This is a genomic window from Sedimentibacter sp. (assembly GCF_038562225.1).
Classification (GTDB): Bacteria; Bacillota; Clostridia; order Tissierellales; family Sedimentibacteraceae; genus Sedimentibacter.
This window is the reverse complement of sequence record NZ_JBCFAS010000001.1, coordinates 1083481-1102303: the sequence shown is the minus strand read 5'-3', so window position 1 is coordinate 1102303 and position 18823 is coordinate 1083481. Positions and strand designations below refer to the sequence as shown.

The following is an 18823-nucleotide window of genomic DNA, read 5'->3' as shown; positions in this document are numbered from 1 at the left end:
GAGTGAAATGAAAAAGATTTTTACACGAAAAAGGGCAATTATTTTGCTGATTGCCGCTGCAGTAATTATTGCATTATTTTACAGGAAATCAAAAGGGAAGACAGAACCAGCCTTTGCAGCAAATGTTTCTAATTTGGAGAAAAAGACAATCGAGCAGATTATTTCTGTCAAGGCTCCCCTGGAGGGAGTGGAAAAGGCAGAGGTTGTGTCTGCCTTAAACTATGAGATAATCGACATAAAGGTCAAGGAAGGGGACATTGTGACCAAGGACCAGGTGCTGGCCGTTCTTGACAAGGAAGAGCTGGAAAAGGAAATTCAGGCTGAGGAAAACCAGCTGGAGCTTGTAATTCTTCAGCAGCAGGAAAAACAAAGAACCATGCAGATTGAATACGACAAGGCGCTCATGGAACTTATAAGTCTGGAAGACAACATGGAAAGCAGCAAGACACTTTACGAAAACGGAATCATAACCGAAGAGTCATTCAAAAAAATCGAAACCAGCCTGGCTGAAACAAAAAAGAACATTGAAAGCTACAATGCATCAAACGGAAGGGTTAGCCTAAGCCCTGCGGAGGAAAAGCAAATTGAAATACAAAAGCAGGATCTTGAACGGAAAAAAGAGGACATGGATAAGCTCTACATCAAAAGCCCCATTGACGGAACGGTGACCAGAGTAAATGTGAACATCGGAAGATATGCAAAAGACACCGAGGACGAAAAGGCAATGTTTGTGGTGGAGAATCTTTCTAAACTTCAAATGAAAGTTTCAGTGAGCGAATTTGACATAGGAAAAATAAAAAAAGGTCAGGCAGCTGAAATATATTCTGATATTCTTGGAAGTGATTTTGCAGATGGAACAGTGGCAAGAATTTCTCCAACAGCAGAGCAGAAGGACAACAACGACATGGAAAGGGTCATACCCGTGCTGATTGAAGTGACGAAAAAACCTGAAAGCCTCATAGCAGGCGTGGCTGCCACAGCCAAAATAAAGGTTGACAAATCAGAAGATGTATTTGCTGTTCCATCAGGTGCAATACTTCAGGATGAAAACGAACAAAGCAGGATTTACGTTGTTAAGGATGATGGAACTCTTATGACCATACAGGTAGAGACAGGTCTTGAGACAGACCTTGAAACGGAAATATCAGGCAGCGGCCTTGAAGAAGGAATGAAGGTTGTAGTAAATCCGGATTACACGCTGACCGACGGCATGGCGGTAAAGCAAAACGAAGAAAAAGAATAGGTATGGCCATGGAAGAGTTAATTACAATAAAAGATCTGAATAAAATATACAGCACCGGTTCTGTGCAGGTGCATGCCCTGAAGAATGTGAACCTAGAAATAAAAAGAGGAGAATTCATAGCCATCATGGGACAATCGGGCTCTGGAAAATCAACTCTTATGAATATTCTGGGCTGTCTCGACAGGCCTTCCTCCGGCAGGTATGTTCTGGATTCTCTGGAAATAGATAAGCAAAACGCAGATGAACTTTCGCTCATCAGAAACAAAAAAATAGGATTTGTGTTTCAGGCATTCAATCTCATACCCAGGACCAGCGTCTTAAGAAATGTGGAGCTTCCCATGATCTATGCCAGAGTGAAGTCTTCCGTCAGAAGGGACAGGGCACTGGAGCTTCTTGAAAAAGTCAATCTTAAGGACAGAATAAACCACATGCCTAACGAGCTGTCGGGAGGCCAGAAGCAAAGGGCAGCCATCGCCAGGGCACTGGCAAACAATCCTCCCATCATTCTTGCTGATGAGCCTACCGGAAACCTTGATACCCAGTCGTCGGAAGAAATAATCGAAATCTTTGAAGAGCTCAACAGGGAAGGATGTACAGTCATACTTGTAACACACGAACCTGACATCGCTTTGCACGCAGAAAGAGTCATATTGTTTAAAGACGGTCAGATTGTCAGTGACACCAGGAAGGAAGGTGAGCACAGTGTGGTTTGAAAACGTAAAAATCGCATTTTTGTCAATATTGTCCAATAAAATGCGCTCGCTTCTGACAATGCTTGGGATTATAATAGGAATAAGCTCCGTCATCGCAATAGTGTCCATAGGAGACAGCATGAAGGGCGTCATGGATGACATATACAAGGGCATAGGCAAAAACAGAGCCGTGTTGTATGTAGGAAACATAGACAATTTCAGGTCCACGGATTTTTTTTACAATGAAGACATCAAGCTTCTGAAGGAAAGATTCAAAGATAAGATTGTGTACATGGGACCAAACGAGAATCTGAGAAGCGACGTTACAGTAAAAAAAGATACGGTTAAGCTGAGGATGGCCTGCATAGACGGCGGGTACGACAAGGTTCAGGACATAAAGATGCTTTACGGCAGAATGATAAGCAAGAGCGATGTGGACAGAAAGGCAAGGATTATTGTCCTGGAAAAGGAAGCAGCAATTAAGCTGTTTGGAAGAGAAAACGCCACGGGAATGACAGTGAGGGTTAAAATTGAAAACAGCATGGAAGACCTTCTTGTGGTAGGAGTGTACAAAGATGAGCAGTCGCCTGTTCTGTCACTGCTGCAGGGACAGGATGTCTATGAGGACAGCTTCGTGCCATACACCATGGCCTTTTCGTCAGGTTATGGGTTTTACAGCCTTGATGTGTTTGTAAATGAAGATTTTTCAGTGGAACCTGTAGGGAAGGAGATGCTTAAATTCATAGCAAATCTTAAAAACAGGACAGAAGAAAACTATATGTTTTACACTGTTGAAGAGGATCAGGCTCAGGTGAACAGCATAGTCGGAGGCCTATCAATAGCTGTAGCCTGCATTGCCGCCATATCCCTGGTGGTAGGCGGAATAGGAATAATGAACATAATGCTGGTGTCTGTGACTGAAAGGACAAGGGAAATCGGAATTAAGAAGGCACTGGGAGCCAGGACCAAGGATGTGCTGTTTCAGTTTTTGATTGAATCGGCAACGCTTTCTGCCATAGGAGGAGTTGCAGGAACGGCGCTTGGAATAGGACTTGTAACTCTGGGAGGATCATTCATATCCATACCGATCGTTGTAAATCCTGCTGCTGTTGTGGCGGCAGTTATATTTGCAATGGTAATAGGTATATTTTTCGGTTATTACCCGGCCAGGAAGGCAGCAAAGGCAGATCCTATAGAAGCGCTGAGATATGAATAATTAAGTTAAGGAGACATTATGCTGAAAAAATTATCGGAAAGAATTTACTATCTGCCTCACAACCAGGAAACAGACAGACCCATATTGGGGTACATAAAGGGAGAAAAGTACTGCCTCATGGTGGATGCAGGAAATTCCAGGAAGCACGTTGAATTGTTCATGAGTGAAATTTCAAAGGAAGGCTTGAAATATCCGGACTTTGTTGCAATAACACATTCACACTGGGACCATACATACGGCATGGACGCCATTGATGCTCCGTCCATTGCATGCACATACACCAATGAACATCTTAAAGCTATGAGTAGTTGGGAATGGTCTGATGATGCCATGAAGGCGAGACTTAAAAGCGGAGAGGACATAGAGTTCTGCGACACAATGATACGAAGGGAATATGAAGATAGAACCAAAATAACCGTTAAGACTGCAGATATCGTGTTTGAAGAAAATCTCCACATGGATCTTGGGAATGTACGCTGCAGCATAATGAGGCTTGAAAGTTCCCATGCGGATGACTGCTGTGTGGTTTATGTTCCATCTGAAAAAACGGTGTTCATCGGCGACATTATAAGCGAGGACTTCCATCACGGCGAGCCAGTATACTACAGGGATAAACTGAAGAGCCTCACAGAAAATCTAAGGAAAATGGATTTTCACACTGCTCTGTTCGGCCACATGGAGCCATTAAGCAAGGAAGAGCTCATAGGGTGGCTGGGGGAAACAGAAATCGAAGTGGTTGAATAACAGATTATCGGGCTGTTGCATTAAGTACATTTACTAATGCAACAGCCCCTTATTTGTTATTATTTTCCTGTTCAGCGTGAGAACCTTACATGTTACAATGTATTAATATTTGAATTTTAAAAACAGGGTATAACAATCCGTAGGAAATTATTTGTTGGAAGTTGAAAGGACATCGTATGACTCTCATAGGAATCATAGAAAAAAAGAATGGTAAGGATGCAACCATATTAATAAAAAAGGAGCTGCCCTGCAAGGACAGGTGCAGACATTGCTCCGCAGGTTGCCATCTTTATTCCGAAAGGATAGTAACACAGGTGACAGATGATTTGCAGCCGGGAGACCGCGTGGAAATTGAGGCCAGAGGCGAAGCGGAGAAAGCAAACAGGCTGATGCAGTATCTGCTGCCGCTGACGCTTATGGCAGTTTCCATTGCTGCAGTGCAGGGGATTAGTGTTTTTAAGAACAAGGAAGCTTTTTCGGCCCTTGGGGTGTTTTTTTCACTGGTTGCATCGCAGCTGGTTATTTACCTGCATGACAGACGCAGGATGAAGGAAAAAGCATCAAAATTTTTAATAGGCAAAAAATTGTCTGACTACTAGTTTACGTTCAAGCAAAGCAATAATCTGAATAAAAAAATGAAACGAATTACAAATAATCGTTTCATTTTATTTTTCTTACGGAATCTCTAACCACTATTTCCGTATCCAGTGTGATTGTCTTCAGGTTCCCGGAACTGCTCCTGCTGCCCGGAGCCTTTTTCAGCCTTTCTTCAAGAAGCTCCATGGCCTTGTAACCCATCTGGTAATTGGGCTGCCTTACGGTTGTAAGGGATGGCTCCACAAGGCTTGCCATGTATATGTCGTCATATCCCATAACACCTACGTCCTTTGGTATGGAATATCCGTTTTCCTTCAGTTCTTTCATTGCTCCGATTGCAATCAGGTCATTTCCGCAAAATATCGCATCGAACTTCTCATTTTCCTCCAGAAGTCTCTTTACGCCTTCACGTCCCCATTCAATCCTGTATTCTCCGTACTTCACCAGATTTTCACAGAATTCAATGTTGTTGTCCTTCAAAGCTTTTCTGTATCCTTCAAGCCTGTCGTAAGCTGTTCTTGTTTTCAGTGAACCTGAAAGGTAGGCTATTTTTTTATAGCCGTTTTCTATAAGATAGTTCACTGCCCTGCAGGCTCCGCTGGCATTGTCCACTAGGACTTTGCCGCATATGTTGTCATTGTCGAAATCTCTGTCTATGAGGATGATTGGAACCTTGCACCTTTCAAGTACCTCAGACATTTTCTCGCTGCTTGAAGAATGGGCTATGATAATGCCGTCTGCCATTTTTTTTGTCAGCGATTCAATATATTTTTCTTCAACTTCCAGCTTGTCATCGGAATTACAGAATATTATGCTGTATCCTGACTGATTAGCTTTGTCTTCTGCGCCTCTGGCAATACCCGGGAAAAATGGGTTCATGATGTCAGGCAGAACAAGACCTATTATGTGAGTTCTTTGGGTCACAAGGCTTCCAGCCATGGCATTGGGTATGTAGTTGTACTTTTTGACAACATCCAGCACCCTGTTTCTTGTGGCTTCTGTTATATTTTCATCCTTTTTGTTTATGACCATTGATACGGTGGCAATGGACACATTGGCTTCCTTAGCTATTTCCTTAATGGTAATTTTCATTTTTCAGTCCTTATTTAAACGTTTATAGATTATAAATCTAAATTAATTAAAAGTCAACATATATTGAAAACATTTACAGTGGATGACGAATAACATAATTGAAATTCCATCATAATTTGTGTTATAATTGATTGTTGCAGCCAATAATCCCGGCAAACGGGCTGCGAAACGGTAAAGTGGCGGTGAGAATGATGACAAATAAGATTCTGAAAAATCCGGAATATTTTGAAATAAAGGACGATAAAAGCTGCAGTGTTTACTGCGGCTGCAATCAGGAATGGTATGCAAGAAAATGGCAGAGAATGGCAGGCTGCGGGCCTACGACAGCTTCAAATATCGTAATATACTGCAACAAGGTAAAGCACATCGACAAGGGAAGCGCCATATCCATAATGAATGAAATGTGGGATCACGTAACTCCCACCTTAAGGGGTGTGAACACCACAAAGATATTTTACGAGGGATTCTTGTCCTATGCAGACAGCAACGGAAGAAAGGCTGACTTTGAAGTGCTGGATATACCGAAGGATGCGGCGAACCGGCCTTCTTACGAAAAAGTAATTGACTTCATAAAAGGATCCCTGGAAGAAGATATTCCCATTGCATTTTTAAATCTGTGCAATGGAGAAGAATGCCGCCTTGACAAATGGCACTGGGTTACATTGATTTCTCTCAGCCTGGAAAAGGACAAGATATTTCATGCTCAGATACTGGACGAGGGGATGATAAAAACAATCGACCTGGATTTATGGTACAGGACCACAACCTTAGGAGGAGGATTCGTATCATTTTCCATGATATGAAGAAAGCGCATGTCAATTTTAATGGCGTGCGCTTATTATTTAAAAGGTATTCGTTTTTTGCATCCTGTGTTATAATATATTCATTAAACTCAAGAGGTACTGTATGAATAAGGAGAGGTTAACCAACTTGATATATTTGGCCAAAGTGGTTGCAATATGCGGAACATCAACTGTACTTTCGCTGATTATGAACAGCTTCGGCATAGGGAAGGAAAATTCACTGATGGTTTTTATTGTCGGAGTTCTGGCTGCCACAACCGTTACAAGAGGATACATATACAGCGGTCTGGCAGCAGTACTAAGCGGTCTTTTGTTCAACTATTACTTCACTGAGCCCTACCACAGTCTGAAAATAAGCAATACCCGTGATTTTGTGCTCATAGTGTTTTTCCTCATGGCTTCCCTCATTGCAAGCACAATTACTACAAAGCTTCAGAAGCAGACGCAGGCTGCAAAAAGAAACGAAAGAACAGCAAATCTCATGTACGAGGTCACAAAAGGCTTTCTTAATGTTACAGGCAAAGAAAATGTAATAATAAAGGGTATTAACTATATAAAGGATTACACGGGATACGGCTGCTATGTTAAGCTTGATGCAGACCACAGGGTTTTCAGCACCGAAGGTCTTCCGGAATGCACTGATGACTGCAGGGAAGGCATGCACATCATCCCGATAAAGGGAATTGCCAAGAAAATAGGAGTCATGCACATTGCAGCCGTGAGTTCCGGCATAATAAAGGAAAACGAAATGATAATCAAGGCCATAGTGTACCTGATGGCTATTGTTCTTGACAGAGAGTTCATAAACGAGGAACGGCACAACATAAAAATCGAGATGGAAAGCGAGCATTTGAAAAGCACGCTCTTAAGAAGCATCTCACACGACCTTCGAACACCGCTTACAGGTATACGGGGAGCAGGAGAGCTCATACTTGAAAGCTATGATAATCTGGATTCAAAGTCGGTGAAAAAGCTTGCCTGTGACATATGCGACGAATCAACATGGCTGATAAATACCGTTCAGAACATCCTTGACATGACCAGGTTCAGCGAAGGGCACATTGTGCTTAAAAAGGATTACGAAGCAGTCGATGACATAGTGAGCCAGACCATAACCCATGTTCCGCACCTTGCTTCATCAGGAAGGCTTCATGTGGTGGTACCTGAGGATATAATACTTGTTCCTGTGGAAGGAAGACTGATTGTCCAGATGCTTGTGAATCTGCTGGACAATGCATACAAACATGCAGGAGATGAAGCGCAGATTTTTTTAAGGGCTTACACCCGTGAAAATTATGCTGTTTTTGAAGTTTCTGACAACGGTGTTGGCATAGATCCGGACATAATGCACAAGATATTTGACGGGTTTGTGACTATACAAAAGAGCAAGATTGCAGACTCGCATTTGGGTGTGGGGCTGGGCCTTTCCATCTGCAAGGAAATTGTCACTGCCCACAGAGGAACCATCACTGCAAAAAACAAAGAAACTGGCGGAGCATTGTTTACGGTCATGCTTCCCCTGGAGGTTTAATATGGCTGCAAAGATACTGGTAATTGAAGATGACAACAAAATAATCAACTTTGTTACAATGGCTTTAAAGGCTAAAGGTTATTCCATTCTCACAGCAAGAAACGGCAATGAAGGGATATTAAGCTTCTGCACGGAAAACCCCGACATAATGCTTCTTGATCTGGGCCTTCCGGACATAGACGGGGTAGAAATAATAAAACAGGTAAGGAATGTTTCGAACATCCCGATGATAATAGTATCAGCCAGAGAGCAGGACTCAGACAAGATATCAGCTCTAGATGCAGGAGCCAACGACTATGTGACAAAACCATTTTCCATGGGAGAGCTCATGGCCAGAATCAGAGTCATGGAAAGGCTCATAGAAAGGGAGACGGCGCATGTGCCTGAAAGCGTGTACAAATTTGACTGCCTGACAGTTGACAGCGAAAAACACAGGATATTGGTGGACGACACCGAAGTTCATCTGACTCCCATTGAATACAAGCTTTTGCTTCTACTTATTGCAAACAGAGGAAAAGTTGTCACACACAGCCAGATATCAAAAGAAGTCTGGGGATACGGAGAAGAAGGAGATTCCAAGAGCATACGTGTGTTCATGGCCAGCCTCAGAAGAAAAATCGAAAAGGATACTTCTAGCCCGCGGTTTATCCTCACTGAAATAGGTGTGGGATACCGTTTTGCGGAAGAATGAAAAGCGCCCGCCAGGGCGCTTATATTATAGACTGTTTGTAAACTTCAGGACATCTTCAGATCTTCCGAGAACAAGTATCAGGTCGTCTTCCTTGAACATGTAATCTGCCTTGGGAAGCGTCACTACGTTGCTTCCGTTTTTTATGAGCAAAATGTTCAGGTGGTACTTCTTTCTTACGCTAACTTCTTCTATGGTTCTTCCAGTCCAGCTTTTCATTATGGGAATTTCGAATATGGAATAATCGTTTGTTATGGAGAAATAATCCAGCACGTTATTGGCACTGCATCTGATGGCAAGTTTTTCAGCCATGTCCTTATCGGGATACACAACTTCATCTGCTCCGTTTTTCAGCAGAAATTTTGCCTGTATGTCCCTGCTTGCCTTGGATATTACGTACTTGGCTCCTAGATCCTTCAGCAGCGATGTTATTTCAAGGGACGACTGGAACGTGTCTCCGATGGTTACGAAGCATACATCAAAGTTTCCAACTCCAAGGGCTCTGAGTACATCTTCCTTGGTGCAGTCGCCAATCTGAGCATCAGGAACCTGGCTGGCCATGTCTTCTATTATTGCCGCATCTTTGTCTACTATCATGACATCATTTTGCAGATCTATCATTTTAAGTGCCAAATGACGTCCGAAGGCACCCATTCCTATTATCAATACTGATTTCATAATATTCTCCTATCCAATTATAATTTTTTCCAGCGGTCTGCTGAGGGGAGCCGGTTCTTTCCTTTCAGCAAGAACCATAGCTACGGAAAGAACGCCGACCTTTCCGCCATACATCAAGAGCATTATCAAGGCTTTGGAAATCAGGCTCAGGTTCGATGTTATGCCCAGAGACAGTCCAACGGTGCCAAGGGCCGAGAACACTTCAAACATTACCTCGGTCAGAGTAAAGTTCTGCATGGAGCAGATGAGAAATACTGCCGAAATAGCTGCAAACATGTAGATGATGGTTATGGCACTGGCCTTTTTCAGCGCGTCGCTTTCAAGTCTTTTCTTAAATGCTGAAATTTCAGTGCTTTGTTTTGCGTTTGACAGCGCTCCGATGAGAAGCACCGCAAAGGTGGTTGTCTTGATTCCGCCTGCAGTTGATCCAGGGCTTCCCCCGATGATCATAAGAATTATTGTGAGCAGCGTGCCGCCTTCGGATAACCCGTTCTGGCTAATGGTATTAAATCCTGCGGTTCTGCTGGTTACTGACTGAAACATGGATGCCATCAATCTCTGTCCAAGGCTCAGGCCAGCCATGCCGCTTTCTCTCTCAACTATGAAGAACAAGATGGCGCTTCCGAATATGAGTATGAGGGTTGCCGTGAGAACAAGCTTTGTATGCAGGTGGTAATGTTTATAATCAAGCTTTTTGTTTGCTATGTCATCCCAAACCACAAAACCTAAACCTCCAACAACTATTAAGGCCATTACGGTGAAGTTAACCGCAGGGTTGTCGTAAAAGTGTGTCAGCGAAGAATTTTGTCCGTACTTGCCCATCAGGTCGAAACCTGCATTGCAAAATGCTGATACGGAATGGAAAATTCCGTTGTAAAGCCCTTCCTTGAAGCCCATCTGTCTGTAAAAGCTCAGTGTAAGCACTGCGGCGCCAATGCTTTCAAAAATTGCAGTCCTTATGATGATTTTCTTTACCAGAAGCACAATGCCTCCCAGTTTCATGGTGTTGGCTGATTCCATCAGAAGCCTTCTTTCCTTGAGTCCTATCCTCCTCCTCAAAAACAGAGAAAACAGGGTTATTACCGTCATGAAGCCGAGACCGCCTATTTGAATCAATAATAGTATAACGGTCTGACCGAAAAGCGACCAGTGCGTATAAGTGTCGTAAATGACAAGACCAGTTACGCAAAAGGCCGAGGCAGCTGTGAAAAGTGAATCCGAAAATGGTGTTGGTATTCCTTCCCTGGATGAAATGGGAAGGCTCAGCAGAAGTCCTCCCATAAAAATTATGGCAAATGTGCCGAACACTATTATTTCAGTATAATTAAGTTTTATTTTTTTAATTGCAAACATGGTTTCCCCCTAGCTGTATTTAAGTAATGTCAGTGCAATTTCAGATGGTGAAATATCGCCTGAGAAGATTACAGGAATAAGGTTTTCTTCGTATATTTTTCTGTTGTGGGGCTGGTTGCATACAGCCAGCACCTTTTTTATATCCATCATTTTTATACCCATGGCGCAGACGGTCAGGTTGTCTAGGTCGGAGCATCCTGCGGCAATCAGGTATCTGTAAGAACGTGACATGTCTATATTGTTTATGTCATGAACTGAGTCGGAGCTTATGCCTAAATCATTCAGGGCGTCGGAAATTTCCGTGGCAAATTTCATGTTTCCGTAAATCAAGGCATCGTATTCGACAATTTTTTCGGCAGAATTGAGTGCCGCCATGTCGCTGCCCTTTAGCTCAGCAGCTTTATGTAATTTATGATAATGTGAATATCCCATAAACAACAAAGCAAACAATATGATTCCTGCTAATATTACCATAAGACACCTCCTTTTGTATATATTTTAGCAGAATTTCTGTTAAATTGGTGTTAAGGTTGTCGACAAGGTGTTAAGATTGCATAAGTATGGTGTCAATACCTGGGGCTTTCGTCCTAAAACGGGTTAATGACATATGTTTATGACTTATGTTTATTTCGCGTGATATTGACTAACATATGCAATAATGGTATCATGATGTTGTTCTCTGTTAATCTTGCGAACAAATTTGTAGTATTTTTAACAACTTAATACTTTTCATTGACGGAAAACTTTTGCTTGTTATTTAGCATTTTAATGCTGAATATAGATCATACTTGGAGGGTATCATGAAAAAATTAGTTTCTATCACGGTATGCCTTGATGCTTTTAAGCATGGCTGCATGTGCCAAGGAGGAAGCTCCCAAAGCTGAAACCTTGACCGGTGTCGGTAAAGGTTTTGGGGGAGAAGTTACCGTTACGGTAACAAGAGAAGGGGACAAAATTACAAACGTAGTGGCAGTTGGAGAGAAAGAGACCAATGGAATAGGTTCCAAGGCTTTAGAAGAACTGCCTGCAAAAATAGTCGCAGCAAACTCAACTGAAGTTGATGTTGTTGCCGGAGCTACATATACAAGCAATGCAATAATCTATGCAGTTAACAATGCATTGGATCCTGTAAAATATCCTGCTCCTACTGAGGAAGCAAAGGAAGACAAGGAACCTGAAGCTCAGACTGCAGCAAAGGTATTCCAGGGATTTGGACTGGCCAGCAACGGTCGTCTCGGCCCAGGCAAGGACAACACTGAAACTCCTGTTTACAGCACCAACGACGTGTTTGCACACACATTGTTCGATGAAAACGGAAAAATTCTTGCTCTTTACGTAGATATACTTGAAGTTGCAACTCCCAACTACGACGGTGAAGGAATGCCTCATTTCAGCGGTTATCCTGGACAAGGCGGATATAACTACGACGAGAACCATGATGAGGTTGTAGATTCCAAGACACCGGACACAGAAGAAAACTTCCTGGCTGAAGTTAACTCCTGGACAACAAAGAGAGAAAGAGGAGATGGATACAGGCTGAATTCAGGAACATGGACAGAGGAAATGGATTATTTCCAGGACTTGTTCATCGGCATGACTGTTGAAGAGGTTGAGCAATGGTTTGGCAAGTACACATCAGATGTTAACGGAAGACCTTTGAAGGCAGATTCAGACAAGCCTGAAGATCAGACAAAGTACAATGCCCTTACAGCAGAAGAAAAAACAATGCTGGCAGATATAACATCAGCAGCAACTATGAGCTTAAAAGATGCACACGGCGATATAGTCGCAGCCATAAAAGAATCATATGAGAACAGAATACCTGTTGAATCAACAGACATAGCTTCGCAGGGAACTGCTCTTGTCAGCGTTCCAAGAGTGGGTCCTGGAAAAGATGACAAGGACGTACAGGTTTACAGCATCAACAAGGTTTTTGCAAACTCATTGTTTGACAAAGACGGAAAACTTGTATCCCTAAACGTGGATATACTTGAAACAGCCACACCAAACTATGACGGTGCCGAAATGCCTCATTTCTCAGGTTTCACCGGTCAATCATACAACAACGATGAAAACCATGACGAAAAGATTGACGGAACTCTTACTGTAACAGACGAAATCTTCCAGAAGGAAGTTGGAGGCTGGCTGACTAAGAGAGAAAGAGGAGACAGCTACAGGTTGAATTCAGGCACATGGACAGAAGAAATGGATTATTTCGAAGATCTGTTCCTGGGAATGACTGTTGAAGAAATTAAAGCTTGGAACGACAAGTACACATCCGATGTTAACGGAAGACCTCTGAAGGCTGATTCAGACAAGCCTGAAGACCAGACAAAGTACAATGCACTCACAACCGAAGAAAAAGCAATGCTGACAGATGTAACTGCATCGGCAACCATGAGCCTTACAGATGCTCACGGCGATATAATAGCTGCAATTGTCAAGTCATTTGAAAACAAATTGGATTTGAAGCTTACAATTCAATAAATGATAATCAAGACCGGTTCGCCGGTCTTTTTTTGCGTTCGTATGATTGGAATTATTCTGGTTATACTATTGTAAATTGAATTTTATGGAGGTTAATATGAAAAAAACAGTTTTGATATTATGCCTGGTTCTGCTTTTAAGTATGACAGCATGTGCTGACAACAACAATGCAACTCCCGGCACAGGAACCAATCAAACCGATACAAACAACAATACCGGAAACAACAATAACACCGGAACAAACGGGAATAACACTTCCGGAAACAACGCAGTAGGAAACAACGGCGGCAACGGCACAGGTGATGTATTGACCGGCACAGCCCGCGGATACGGCGGAGATGTAACGGTGACTGTAACACTTGACGGTGATGATATAACTTCAGTGGAAGCTGTAGGGGAAAATGAAACTCAGGGCGTTGGTTCCAAGGCCATAGAAGAACTGCCCGAAAGAATATCTGAAGCGGATTCCACCGATGTGGAAGGGGTATCAGGTGCAACAATAACCAGTAACGCCATAAAGGAAGCTGTTGACAAGGCATTGGAAGGTAAGAAATAATTACAAAAAAGAAACCAGCTCAATTGGCTGGTTTTTTCTGTTTTGCAAAGTTAGCGGCAAAGCCGGGATTTGCTAATCATATATTGACGACAAGATCAAAGAAGTGGAAGATTCCTTTATACATTCAATTTTATGAAGTTCATCCTGTATTGCTTTTAGTTCCAGGGGAGTTGTGCATCTTACTTTCATGATTATGCACCATGTTCCTGTAACTATGTGGCATTCTTCTATTACAAGATTAGGTATTTCCAGTTTTTTAAGCTGCATCAGCAATTTATCGTAATCGGTTGTTCTTACACGAAGCGAAATCATTGCGTTGGTTGTATAACCAAGTTTCATCCAGTTGATGTTTGCCTTGTAGCCTGAAATTATTCCCTGCTCTTCAAGCTTAGTAACCCTGTTGTGAATGGCAGGTCTGGACAGATTAAGTCTCTTGGAAAGTTCCTCATGAGAAATTCTGCCTTCTTTTTCAATGTTTTTGATAATTTGCATATCTAACGAATCCATACAGTACCTCATTAATGTTTTCATTTCGTAAACTAAACTATTGATTAATCTACAAACAGTATTAATATAGCATAAAGTATTGTAAATTGTAAATGATTTTTTCTAAAATATTAAGAAAAATTTATCAATATTCAGAATGCATAGAAGGATTGCTATGTGAAAAAATAAAAAGAAAACCAGGAAACGGAGGATGAATGTGAAACATATCAATAAAATTTTAGCAACCGTAACAGTTGCGTCCCTTGTGCTGGCATCAGGCTGTACCAACACAAACAGACAAAATGAAGGGCAGAACATTCAGGGAGCGAATACCGAAAGATCAGGGCAGGATATTCCCGCAAGGTACAGTGCCCAGGGTAAAATAGTAAAAATAGACAAGGACGGTCTTCATGTGCAGGATGGCGAAAACGTCAATCTGTACAAGGTTGACCAGGCGAGGTCCAGCAACTATTTTCTGGGCGAATATGTAGGCCTCAACAAACTGGAGGGAGACAGTTACGATGCTGTGTCTGACCAGTACTTTGACTACAGCCTGCGAAGAACATCGGACGGAAACGAAATAAAAAGGATTACGGCTACAGTTGGAGACGTAAACGATGAATTCATTTCGGCTGTGACTGAAATGGGAGACATAAAATTCAAAAATCCCGGAAACTTCAGCCTCATGGCAGGGGACCAGTTCATGGCGGACTACATCGAAGGCGACAATTTAAGCCAAATGCTTTCGTTCTATGACGAGTCTTCCAAGATAAGCGCCACGGTCAGGGAAATATCCAGGGATGTATCCGGAATGCTGCGCATATACGCAGTGTCCAACGACAAGGAGTATGACATAAGGGCTGATGCGGACACCATCACGAACTTCGCCCATTCTACGCTTAGGAGCGGAGATGAAATAATTGTGTATCCTGAAGACACATGGATTGGAGACCCGGAAGGGATTGATGCAAAGCTTATTGTAAAAAGATAACGAGGATTGACAAAACGTAACATTTGTTATACAATTATATCAATTAAAATAGCCTAAAGATAGTAGATACTAGGAGGCAAATTTTAGTGTACTTTGTATACTGAAATTTGCCTTTTTTATTTGCCGGGCAAATTATAAAGGAGACAAATATGGAAAAGGTTGTTATAACAGGAAATACTCTCACTCTTGAAGAGATTGCGGCAGTGTGCAGAAATTTCTGTAACGTTGAACTGTCTCAGTCAGCTGCAGATAAAATACTCATGTCCAGAAAGATAGTTGATGATTTTGTGGAAAACGGTGACGTGGTTTACGGTATTACCACCGGGTTCGGAAAATTCAGCGACGTTTCCATTTCAAAGGATGAATCGAAACTTCTTCAGAAAAACCTCATAGTGACCCACGCCGTAGGTGCAGGAAAGCCTTTTGATACGGAAATAGTAAGAGGCATCATACTTCTGAGAATAAACAACCTGGCTAAGGGCTATTCCGGTGCAAGGCTGGAAACCATTCAGACAATGATTGAAATGCTCAACAAAAAAGTCCATCCGGTTGTTCCTCAGAAAGGTTCTCTTGGCTCAAGCGGAGACCTGGCTCCTCTTTCTCACATGGTTCTTCCGATGATAGGACTTGGTCTTGCAGAATACGGCGGTGAGGTAATGACCGGACAAGAAGCCATGAGTAAGGCTGGCATACCGGTTATAGAGCTGACATCTAAAGAAGGACTGGCACTTATAAACGGAACTCAGGTAATGACAGCCGTGGGTGCACTGACAGTATATGATGCCATTAATCTGGTAAAGATATCTGACATAGCAGCTTCATTAAGCTTCGAGGCGCACCACGGAATTGTGGACGCACTCGATCACAAGGTTCACGATGTAAGACCTCACAAGGGACAGAAGGACACGGCAAGAATCATGCTGGACATCCTTTCCGGAAGCAAAATGACCACAAGACAGGGTGAGATAAGGGTTCAGGACGCTTATTCCTTAAGATGCACTCCTCAGGTCCACGGAGCCAGCAAGGATGCCATAAATTACGTAAGGGAAAAGGTTGAAATCGAAATAAATTCAGTTACGGACAATCCGATAATTTTCCCTGAAACAAAGGAAGGCATATCAGGCGGAAACTTCCACGGACAGCCTATGGCACTTTCTTTTGACTTCCTGGGAATTGCCCTGGCAGAGCTTGCTGATATATCCGAAAGAAGAATTGAAAGGCTTGTGAATCCGTCCTTAAGCGGCCTGCCGGCTTTCCTGGTTGAACACGGCGGTATAAATTCCGGCTTCATGATAGTACAATACTCGGCAGCATCACTGGTGTCTGAAAACAAGGTTCTGGCCCATCCGGCATCTGTTGACAGCATTCCTTCATCAGCTAATCAGGAAGACCATGTATCCATGGGAACCATAGCAGCCCGCAAATCCAGGGAAATATTGGAGAACGTCAGAAGAGTGCTGGCTATGGAAATCATGTGCGCATGCCAGGGGATAGACTTAAGAGGCAACAAGGGCCTCGGAAAGGGAACAAGGACTGTGTACGAAGAAGTAAGAAAATCTGTTCCTGTTCTGAAGGAAGACAGACCTCTCTATGAGGACATCAACAAGTGCGAAGATCTCATCGTGGATGGAACGCTTGTGAGAGCATGCGAGAGTGAAACAGGCAAATTACTGTTCTGATAAGCAATCGGAGAATAGAATTAACAAAAGCGCCTTGGGGCGTTTTTTGTTGTCCGCCGCTCAAGGATTGTTGTTGCTTACGGCAGTTTATAATGTTATAATTATTGAAAACACAAAAGGAGAAAATCATGGCAGAATTACAATTATCAAATCTTCTTATATTCAGAAACCTGCTGAATGACCAATTAATAAGACATTATGACCTGCTGGCGAAAAAATACTCTGCCTGCAGCGACCTTGAAGACCGGGAAATATTTTCAAACGAATATTACAATCTTTGCAGCATGCTTTTCAAATGCGGCTTCGATTCCATAGGAGACTACATATCATATAGGATTCTTTCTGATGAAAACATATTCAGCCTTAGAAGGGAAAAGGGTCTGGATATAGACGAAAAAGTGAAAAAAGCAGTTCTCCATGACATTTCAGTTCTTAAGAAAGCCTATGAGCTTCCTCTTAAAGGCATGGCTGACAAGGCAGGAGACACTAACTCATTCGTTAACTACCTGGTTGAAGAGGAGCTTACAGAGGTGTTCAAAAGCAAAAGACCGGAGGACATTTACAGCTTCATAAGCGATGAATTCCAAAAGTACGGCTGCGGAGAGTACAGGAACAACTATGCCTTCAGCATCAATGACAGCGGTGAAATAGTGAAAGTTGACAATTTCAATCCTGTTGCCATGGAAAACATTTATGGGTATGAAAGCCAGAAAGGTAAAATAATCAAGAACACGGAAAAGTTCCTGAAAGGCCAGTTTGCACTTAATGCCCTTCTCGTGGGAGACAGCGGAACAGGAAAGTCCACGACGGTCAAGGCTCTCATTCCCAAATACGCTAAAAACAAGCTGAGGCTTCTTGAGGTTGACAAGAAAAACCTGCACTTCATCTCAAAAATAATTGAAATATTAAAGAACAGAGGAATGTACTTCATTGTATTCATAGATGACTTATCCTTTGAAAGCAACGACAGCAGCTACAAATATCTGAAGTCTGCAGTTGAAGGAAGCATCTACGAACAGCCTTCAAACATTCTGTTCTATGTAACATCAAACAGAAAACACCTCATAAAGGAAAGTATGATAGAAAGGCAGAACGAGGTGCATATTCGAGATGCCATAAATGAACAGACTTCCCTGGCAGACCGCTTCGGCCTCACAATTCTTTACACAGAGCCAAACCAAAACGAATACTTTGAAATAGTCTTGGGTCTTGCAGAAAAATATAGGGTGAATTACGAGTCTAAGGAGCAGCTGCTGGCCGACGCCAAGAAGTTTGCGTTGCAAAACGGAGGCAGGACAGGCCGTTCAGCGGTACAGTTTGTAAAAACATACAATTAAATAAATATAGTTGGAACAAATAAAAATATATCAACGTCTAATAATATACCGAACGGAGTGAAGAAATGAAAGGCAATGAACTTTGGCTCGTTGAGCAAAGCCGGAAAGGCGATGTTGATGCATTTGAAGAGCTTATAAGGGATTATAAGAAAACGGCATATAACATTGCCCTGAGAGTTCTTCGAAATGTGGAGGATGCTGAGGATGCTTCCCAGGAAGCATTGATAAAGGTCTATAGAAGCATTCAGAATTTCAATATGCAGTCTTCCTTCAAATCCTGGATGTACAGGATTGTGGTGAACACCTGCATAGATTTCAAACGCAAAAAGAATATAAATGCCGTTTCGATCGACGAGAATATTGATTTAGGGGGAAACAGGGATGTTCAGATTGAAATAGCGGATGATACCAACAATCCGGATGTCCTCATAGAAAAAAATTTCAACAGCAAGCTCATAAACGATGCAGTAGGGAAACTGGATGAAGACTTTAAGACAATAATAGTGTTGCGTGACATTCAGGGCTTTTCCTACGGTGAAATTTCGGAAATACTTTCCTGCAACCTGGGTACTGTTAAGTCAAGGCTTAACAGGGCAAGAAGAAGCCTTAAGGAAATACTTGAAAAGGAAATGAACATTCAGAGCTGAGGT

The 18823-nt window shown here is 42.4% G+C and carries 19 protein-coding genes; 14 read left to right on the top strand and 5 right to left on the bottom strand.

What is annotated here, in order from left to right:
- Positions 1–7 precede the first annotated feature (7 nt).
- The 5 genes from AAGU76_RS05180 (at position 8) to AAGU76_RS05160 (ending at position 4494) form a co-directional block, all read left to right on the top strand.
- Positions 8–1243 carry an efflux RND transporter periplasmic adaptor subunit gene (locus AAGU76_RS05180; protein ID WP_342484375.1) on the top strand — a complete coding sequence of 412 codons (1236 nt, stop codon included), beginning with the start codon at positions 8–10 and terminating at the stop codon, positions 1241–1243.
- 8 nt (positions 1244–1251) lie between these two features.
- Positions 1252–1956 (top strand): ABC transporter ATP-binding protein, encoded by a 705-nt coding sequence (locus AAGU76_RS05175; protein ID WP_342484374.1) that lies wholly within the window; start codon positions 1252–1254, stop codon positions 1954–1956.
- The gene (locus tag AAGU76_RS05170) at positions 1937–3151 is read left to right on the top strand and encodes an ABC transporter permease (protein WP_342484373.1); all 1215 of its coding nucleotides are present in this window, start codon (positions 1937–1939) and stop codon (positions 3149–3151) included. Before AAGU76_RS05175 ends, AAGU76_RS05170 begins: the two co-directional genes overlap by 20 nt.
- An 18-nt stretch (positions 3152–3169) precedes the next feature.
- Positions 3170–3895 (top strand): MBL fold metallo-hydrolase, encoded by a 726-nt coding sequence (locus AAGU76_RS05165; protein WP_342484372.1) that lies wholly within the window; start codon positions 3170–3172, stop codon positions 3893–3895.
- A 176-nt stretch (positions 3896–4071) separates the two neighbouring features.
- Complete coding sequence (locus AAGU76_RS05160) at positions 4072–4494, top strand: SoxR reducing system RseC family protein (RefSeq protein ID WP_342484371.1); 423 nt, start codon at positions 4072–4074, stop codon at positions 4492–4494.
- Between the two features lie 61 nt (positions 4495–4555).
- Here the strand turns inward: AAGU76_RS05160 and AAGU76_RS05155 are convergent, their stop codons facing one another.
- The gene (locus tag AAGU76_RS05155; RefSeq protein WP_342484370.1) at positions 4556–5584 is read right to left on the bottom strand and encodes a LacI family DNA-binding transcriptional regulator; all 1029 of its coding nucleotides are present in this window, start codon (positions 5582–5584) and stop codon (positions 4556–4558) included.
- Positions 5585–5772: 188 nt separating this feature from the next.
- On the opposite strand from AAGU76_RS05155, the gene AAGU76_RS05150 reads away from it, so the two are divergent.
- The 3 genes from AAGU76_RS05150 to AAGU76_RS05140 all read left to right on the top strand — a co-directional run bounded on the left by AAGU76_RS05150 (position 5773) and on the right by AAGU76_RS05140 (position 8609).
- Positions 5773–6387 carry a hypothetical protein gene (locus AAGU76_RS05150; RefSeq protein WP_342484369.1) on the top strand — a complete coding sequence of 205 codons (615 nt, stop codon included), beginning with the start codon at positions 5773–5775 and terminating at the stop codon, positions 6385–6387.
- A gap of 103 nt (positions 6388–6490) precedes the next feature.
- Positions 6491–7918 carry a DUF4118 domain-containing protein gene (locus AAGU76_RS05145; RefSeq protein WP_342484368.1) on the top strand — a complete coding sequence of 476 codons (1428 nt, stop codon included), beginning with the start codon at positions 6491–6493 and terminating at the stop codon, positions 7916–7918.
- 1 nt (position 7919) lies between these two features.
- Positions 7920–8609 (top strand): response regulator transcription factor, encoded by a 690-nt coding sequence (locus tag AAGU76_RS05140; RefSeq protein ID WP_342484367.1) that lies wholly within the window; start codon positions 7920–7922, stop codon positions 8607–8609.
- Positions 8610–8633: 24 nt separating this feature from the next.
- Here the strand turns inward: AAGU76_RS05140 and AAGU76_RS05135 are convergent, their stop codons facing one another.
- From AAGU76_RS05135 to AAGU76_RS05125, 3 genes are read right to left on the bottom strand one after another with little or no spacing between them, the layout of a single operon-like run.
- The gene (locus AAGU76_RS05135) at positions 8634–9284 is read right to left on the bottom strand and encodes a TrkA family potassium uptake protein (RefSeq protein WP_342484366.1); all 651 of its coding nucleotides are present in this window, start codon (positions 9282–9284) and stop codon (positions 8634–8636) included.
- 9 nt (positions 9285–9293) lie between these two features.
- Complete coding sequence (locus AAGU76_RS05130) at positions 9294–10637, bottom strand: TrkH family potassium uptake protein (RefSeq protein ID WP_342484365.1); 1344 nt, start codon at positions 10635–10637, stop codon at positions 9294–9296.
- Positions 10638–10646: 9 nt separating this feature from the next.
- Positions 10647–11111: a hypothetical protein gene (locus AAGU76_RS05125; RefSeq protein WP_342484364.1), complete on the bottom strand. Its 465-nt coding sequence runs from the start codon at positions 11109–11111 to the stop codon at positions 10647–10649.
- Between the two features lie 360 nt (positions 11112–11471).
- Here AAGU76_RS05125 and AAGU76_RS05120 point away from each other — a divergent pair, with 360 nt between their 5' ends.
- Positions 11472–13124, top strand: coding sequence for an FMN-binding protein (locus tag AAGU76_RS05120; RefSeq protein WP_342484682.1), 1653 nt, complete (start codon positions 11472–11474; stop codon positions 13122–13124).
- Positions 13125–13221: 97 nt separating this feature from the next.
- Positions 13222–13680, top strand: a complete 459-nt coding sequence (locus AAGU76_RS05115) for an FMN-binding protein (protein WP_342484363.1) — start codon at positions 13222–13224, stop codon at positions 13678–13680.
- Positions 13681–13752: 72 nt separating this feature from the next.
- Here AAGU76_RS05115 and AAGU76_RS05110 read toward each other — a convergent pair whose 3' ends face one another.
- On the bottom strand, positions 13753–14187 hold the full coding sequence (locus AAGU76_RS05110) for an Lrp/AsnC family transcriptional regulator (RefSeq protein WP_342484362.1): 435 nt from the start codon (positions 14185–14187) through the stop codon (positions 13753–13755).
- Positions 14188–14383: 196 nt separating this feature from the next.
- Between AAGU76_RS05110 and AAGU76_RS05105 the strand changes: the two genes are divergently transcribed.
- The 4 genes from AAGU76_RS05105 to AAGU76_RS05090 all read left to right on the top strand — a co-directional run bounded on the left by AAGU76_RS05105 (position 14384) and on the right by AAGU76_RS05090 (position 18820).
- Entirely contained in the window at positions 14384–15157 is a 774-nt protein-coding gene (locus tag AAGU76_RS05105; RefSeq protein WP_342484361.1) for a hypothetical protein, read from the top strand.
- 149 nt (positions 15158–15306) lie between these two features.
- Positions 15307–16836, top strand: a complete 1530-nt coding sequence (hutH, locus tag AAGU76_RS05100) for a histidine ammonia-lyase (RefSeq protein WP_342484360.1) — start codon at positions 15307–15309, stop codon at positions 16834–16836.
- Positions 16837–16964: 128 nt separating this feature from the next.
- The gene (locus AAGU76_RS05095) at positions 16965–18173 is read left to right on the top strand and encodes an ATP-binding protein (protein WP_342484359.1); all 1209 of its coding nucleotides are present in this window, start codon (positions 16965–16967) and stop codon (positions 18171–18173) included.
- Between the two features lie 65 nt (positions 18174–18238).
- Positions 18239–18820, top strand: coding sequence for a sigma-70 family RNA polymerase sigma factor (locus tag AAGU76_RS05090; protein WP_342484358.1), 582 nt, complete (start codon positions 18239–18241; stop codon positions 18818–18820).
- Positions 18821–18823: the final 3 nt, after the last annotated feature.

What these genes read in the sequence shown, in the direction of transcription:
- AAGU76_RS05135 (WP_342484366.1), bottom strand. Translation starts at nt 9,284, where the DNA reads ATGAAATCAGTATTGATAATAGGAATGGGTGCCTTCGGACGTCATTTG.
- AAGU76_RS05140 (WP_342484367.1), top strand. Translation starts at nt 7,920, where the DNA reads ATGGCTGCAAAGATACTGGTAATTGAAGATGACAACAAAATAATCAAC.
- AAGU76_RS05160 (WP_342484371.1), top strand. Translation starts at nt 4,072, where the DNA reads ATGACTCTCATAGGAATCATAGAAAAAAAGAATGGTAAGGATGCAACC.
- AAGU76_RS05095 (WP_342484359.1), top strand. Translation starts at nt 16,965, where the DNA reads ATGGCAGAATTACAATTATCAAATCTTCTTATATTCAGAAACCTGCTG.
- AAGU76_RS05120 (WP_342484682.1), top strand. Translation starts at nt 11,472, where the DNA reads ATGCTTTTAAGCATGGCTGCATGTGCCAAGGAGGAAGCTCCCAAAGCT.
- AAGU76_RS05125 (WP_342484364.1), bottom strand. Translation starts at nt 11,111, where the DNA reads ATGGTAATATTAGCAGGAATCATATTGTTTGCTTTGTTGTTTATGGGA.
- AAGU76_RS05110 (WP_342484362.1), bottom strand. Translation starts at nt 14,187, where the DNA reads ATGGATTCGTTAGATATGCAAATTATCAAAAACATTGAAAAAGAAGGC.
- AAGU76_RS05145 (WP_342484368.1), top strand. Translation starts at nt 6,491, where the DNA reads ATGAATAAGGAGAGGTTAACCAACTTGATATATTTGGCCAAAGTGGTT.
- AAGU76_RS05165 (WP_342484372.1), top strand. Translation starts at nt 3,170, where the DNA reads ATGCTGAAAAAATTATCGGAAAGAATTTACTATCTGCCTCACAACCAG.
- hutH (WP_342484360.1), top strand. Translation starts at nt 15,307, where the DNA reads ATGGAAAAGGTTGTTATAACAGGAAATACTCTCACTCTTGAAGAGATT.
- AAGU76_RS05180 (WP_342484375.1), top strand. Translation starts at nt 8, where the DNA reads ATGAAAAAGATTTTTACACGAAAAAGGGCAATTATTTTGCTGATTGCC.
- AAGU76_RS05175 (WP_342484374.1), top strand. Translation starts at nt 1,252, where the DNA reads ATGGAAGAGTTAATTACAATAAAAGATCTGAATAAAATATACAGCACC.
- AAGU76_RS05150 (WP_342484369.1), top strand. Translation starts at nt 5,773, where the DNA reads ATGATGACAAATAAGATTCTGAAAAATCCGGAATATTTTGAAATAAAG.
- AAGU76_RS05130 (WP_342484365.1), bottom strand. Translation starts at nt 10,637, where the DNA reads ATGTTTGCAATTAAAAAAATAAAACTTAATTATACTGAAATAATAGTG.
- AAGU76_RS05155 (WP_342484370.1), bottom strand. Translation starts at nt 5,584, where the DNA reads ATGAAAATTACCATTAAGGAAATAGCTAAGGAAGCCAATGTGTCCATT.
- AAGU76_RS05090 (WP_342484358.1), top strand. Translation starts at nt 18,239, where the DNA reads ATGAAAGGCAATGAACTTTGGCTCGTTGAGCAAAGCCGGAAAGGCGAT.
- AAGU76_RS05115 (WP_342484363.1), top strand. Translation starts at nt 13,222, where the DNA reads ATGAAAAAAACAGTTTTGATATTATGCCTGGTTCTGCTTTTAAGTATG.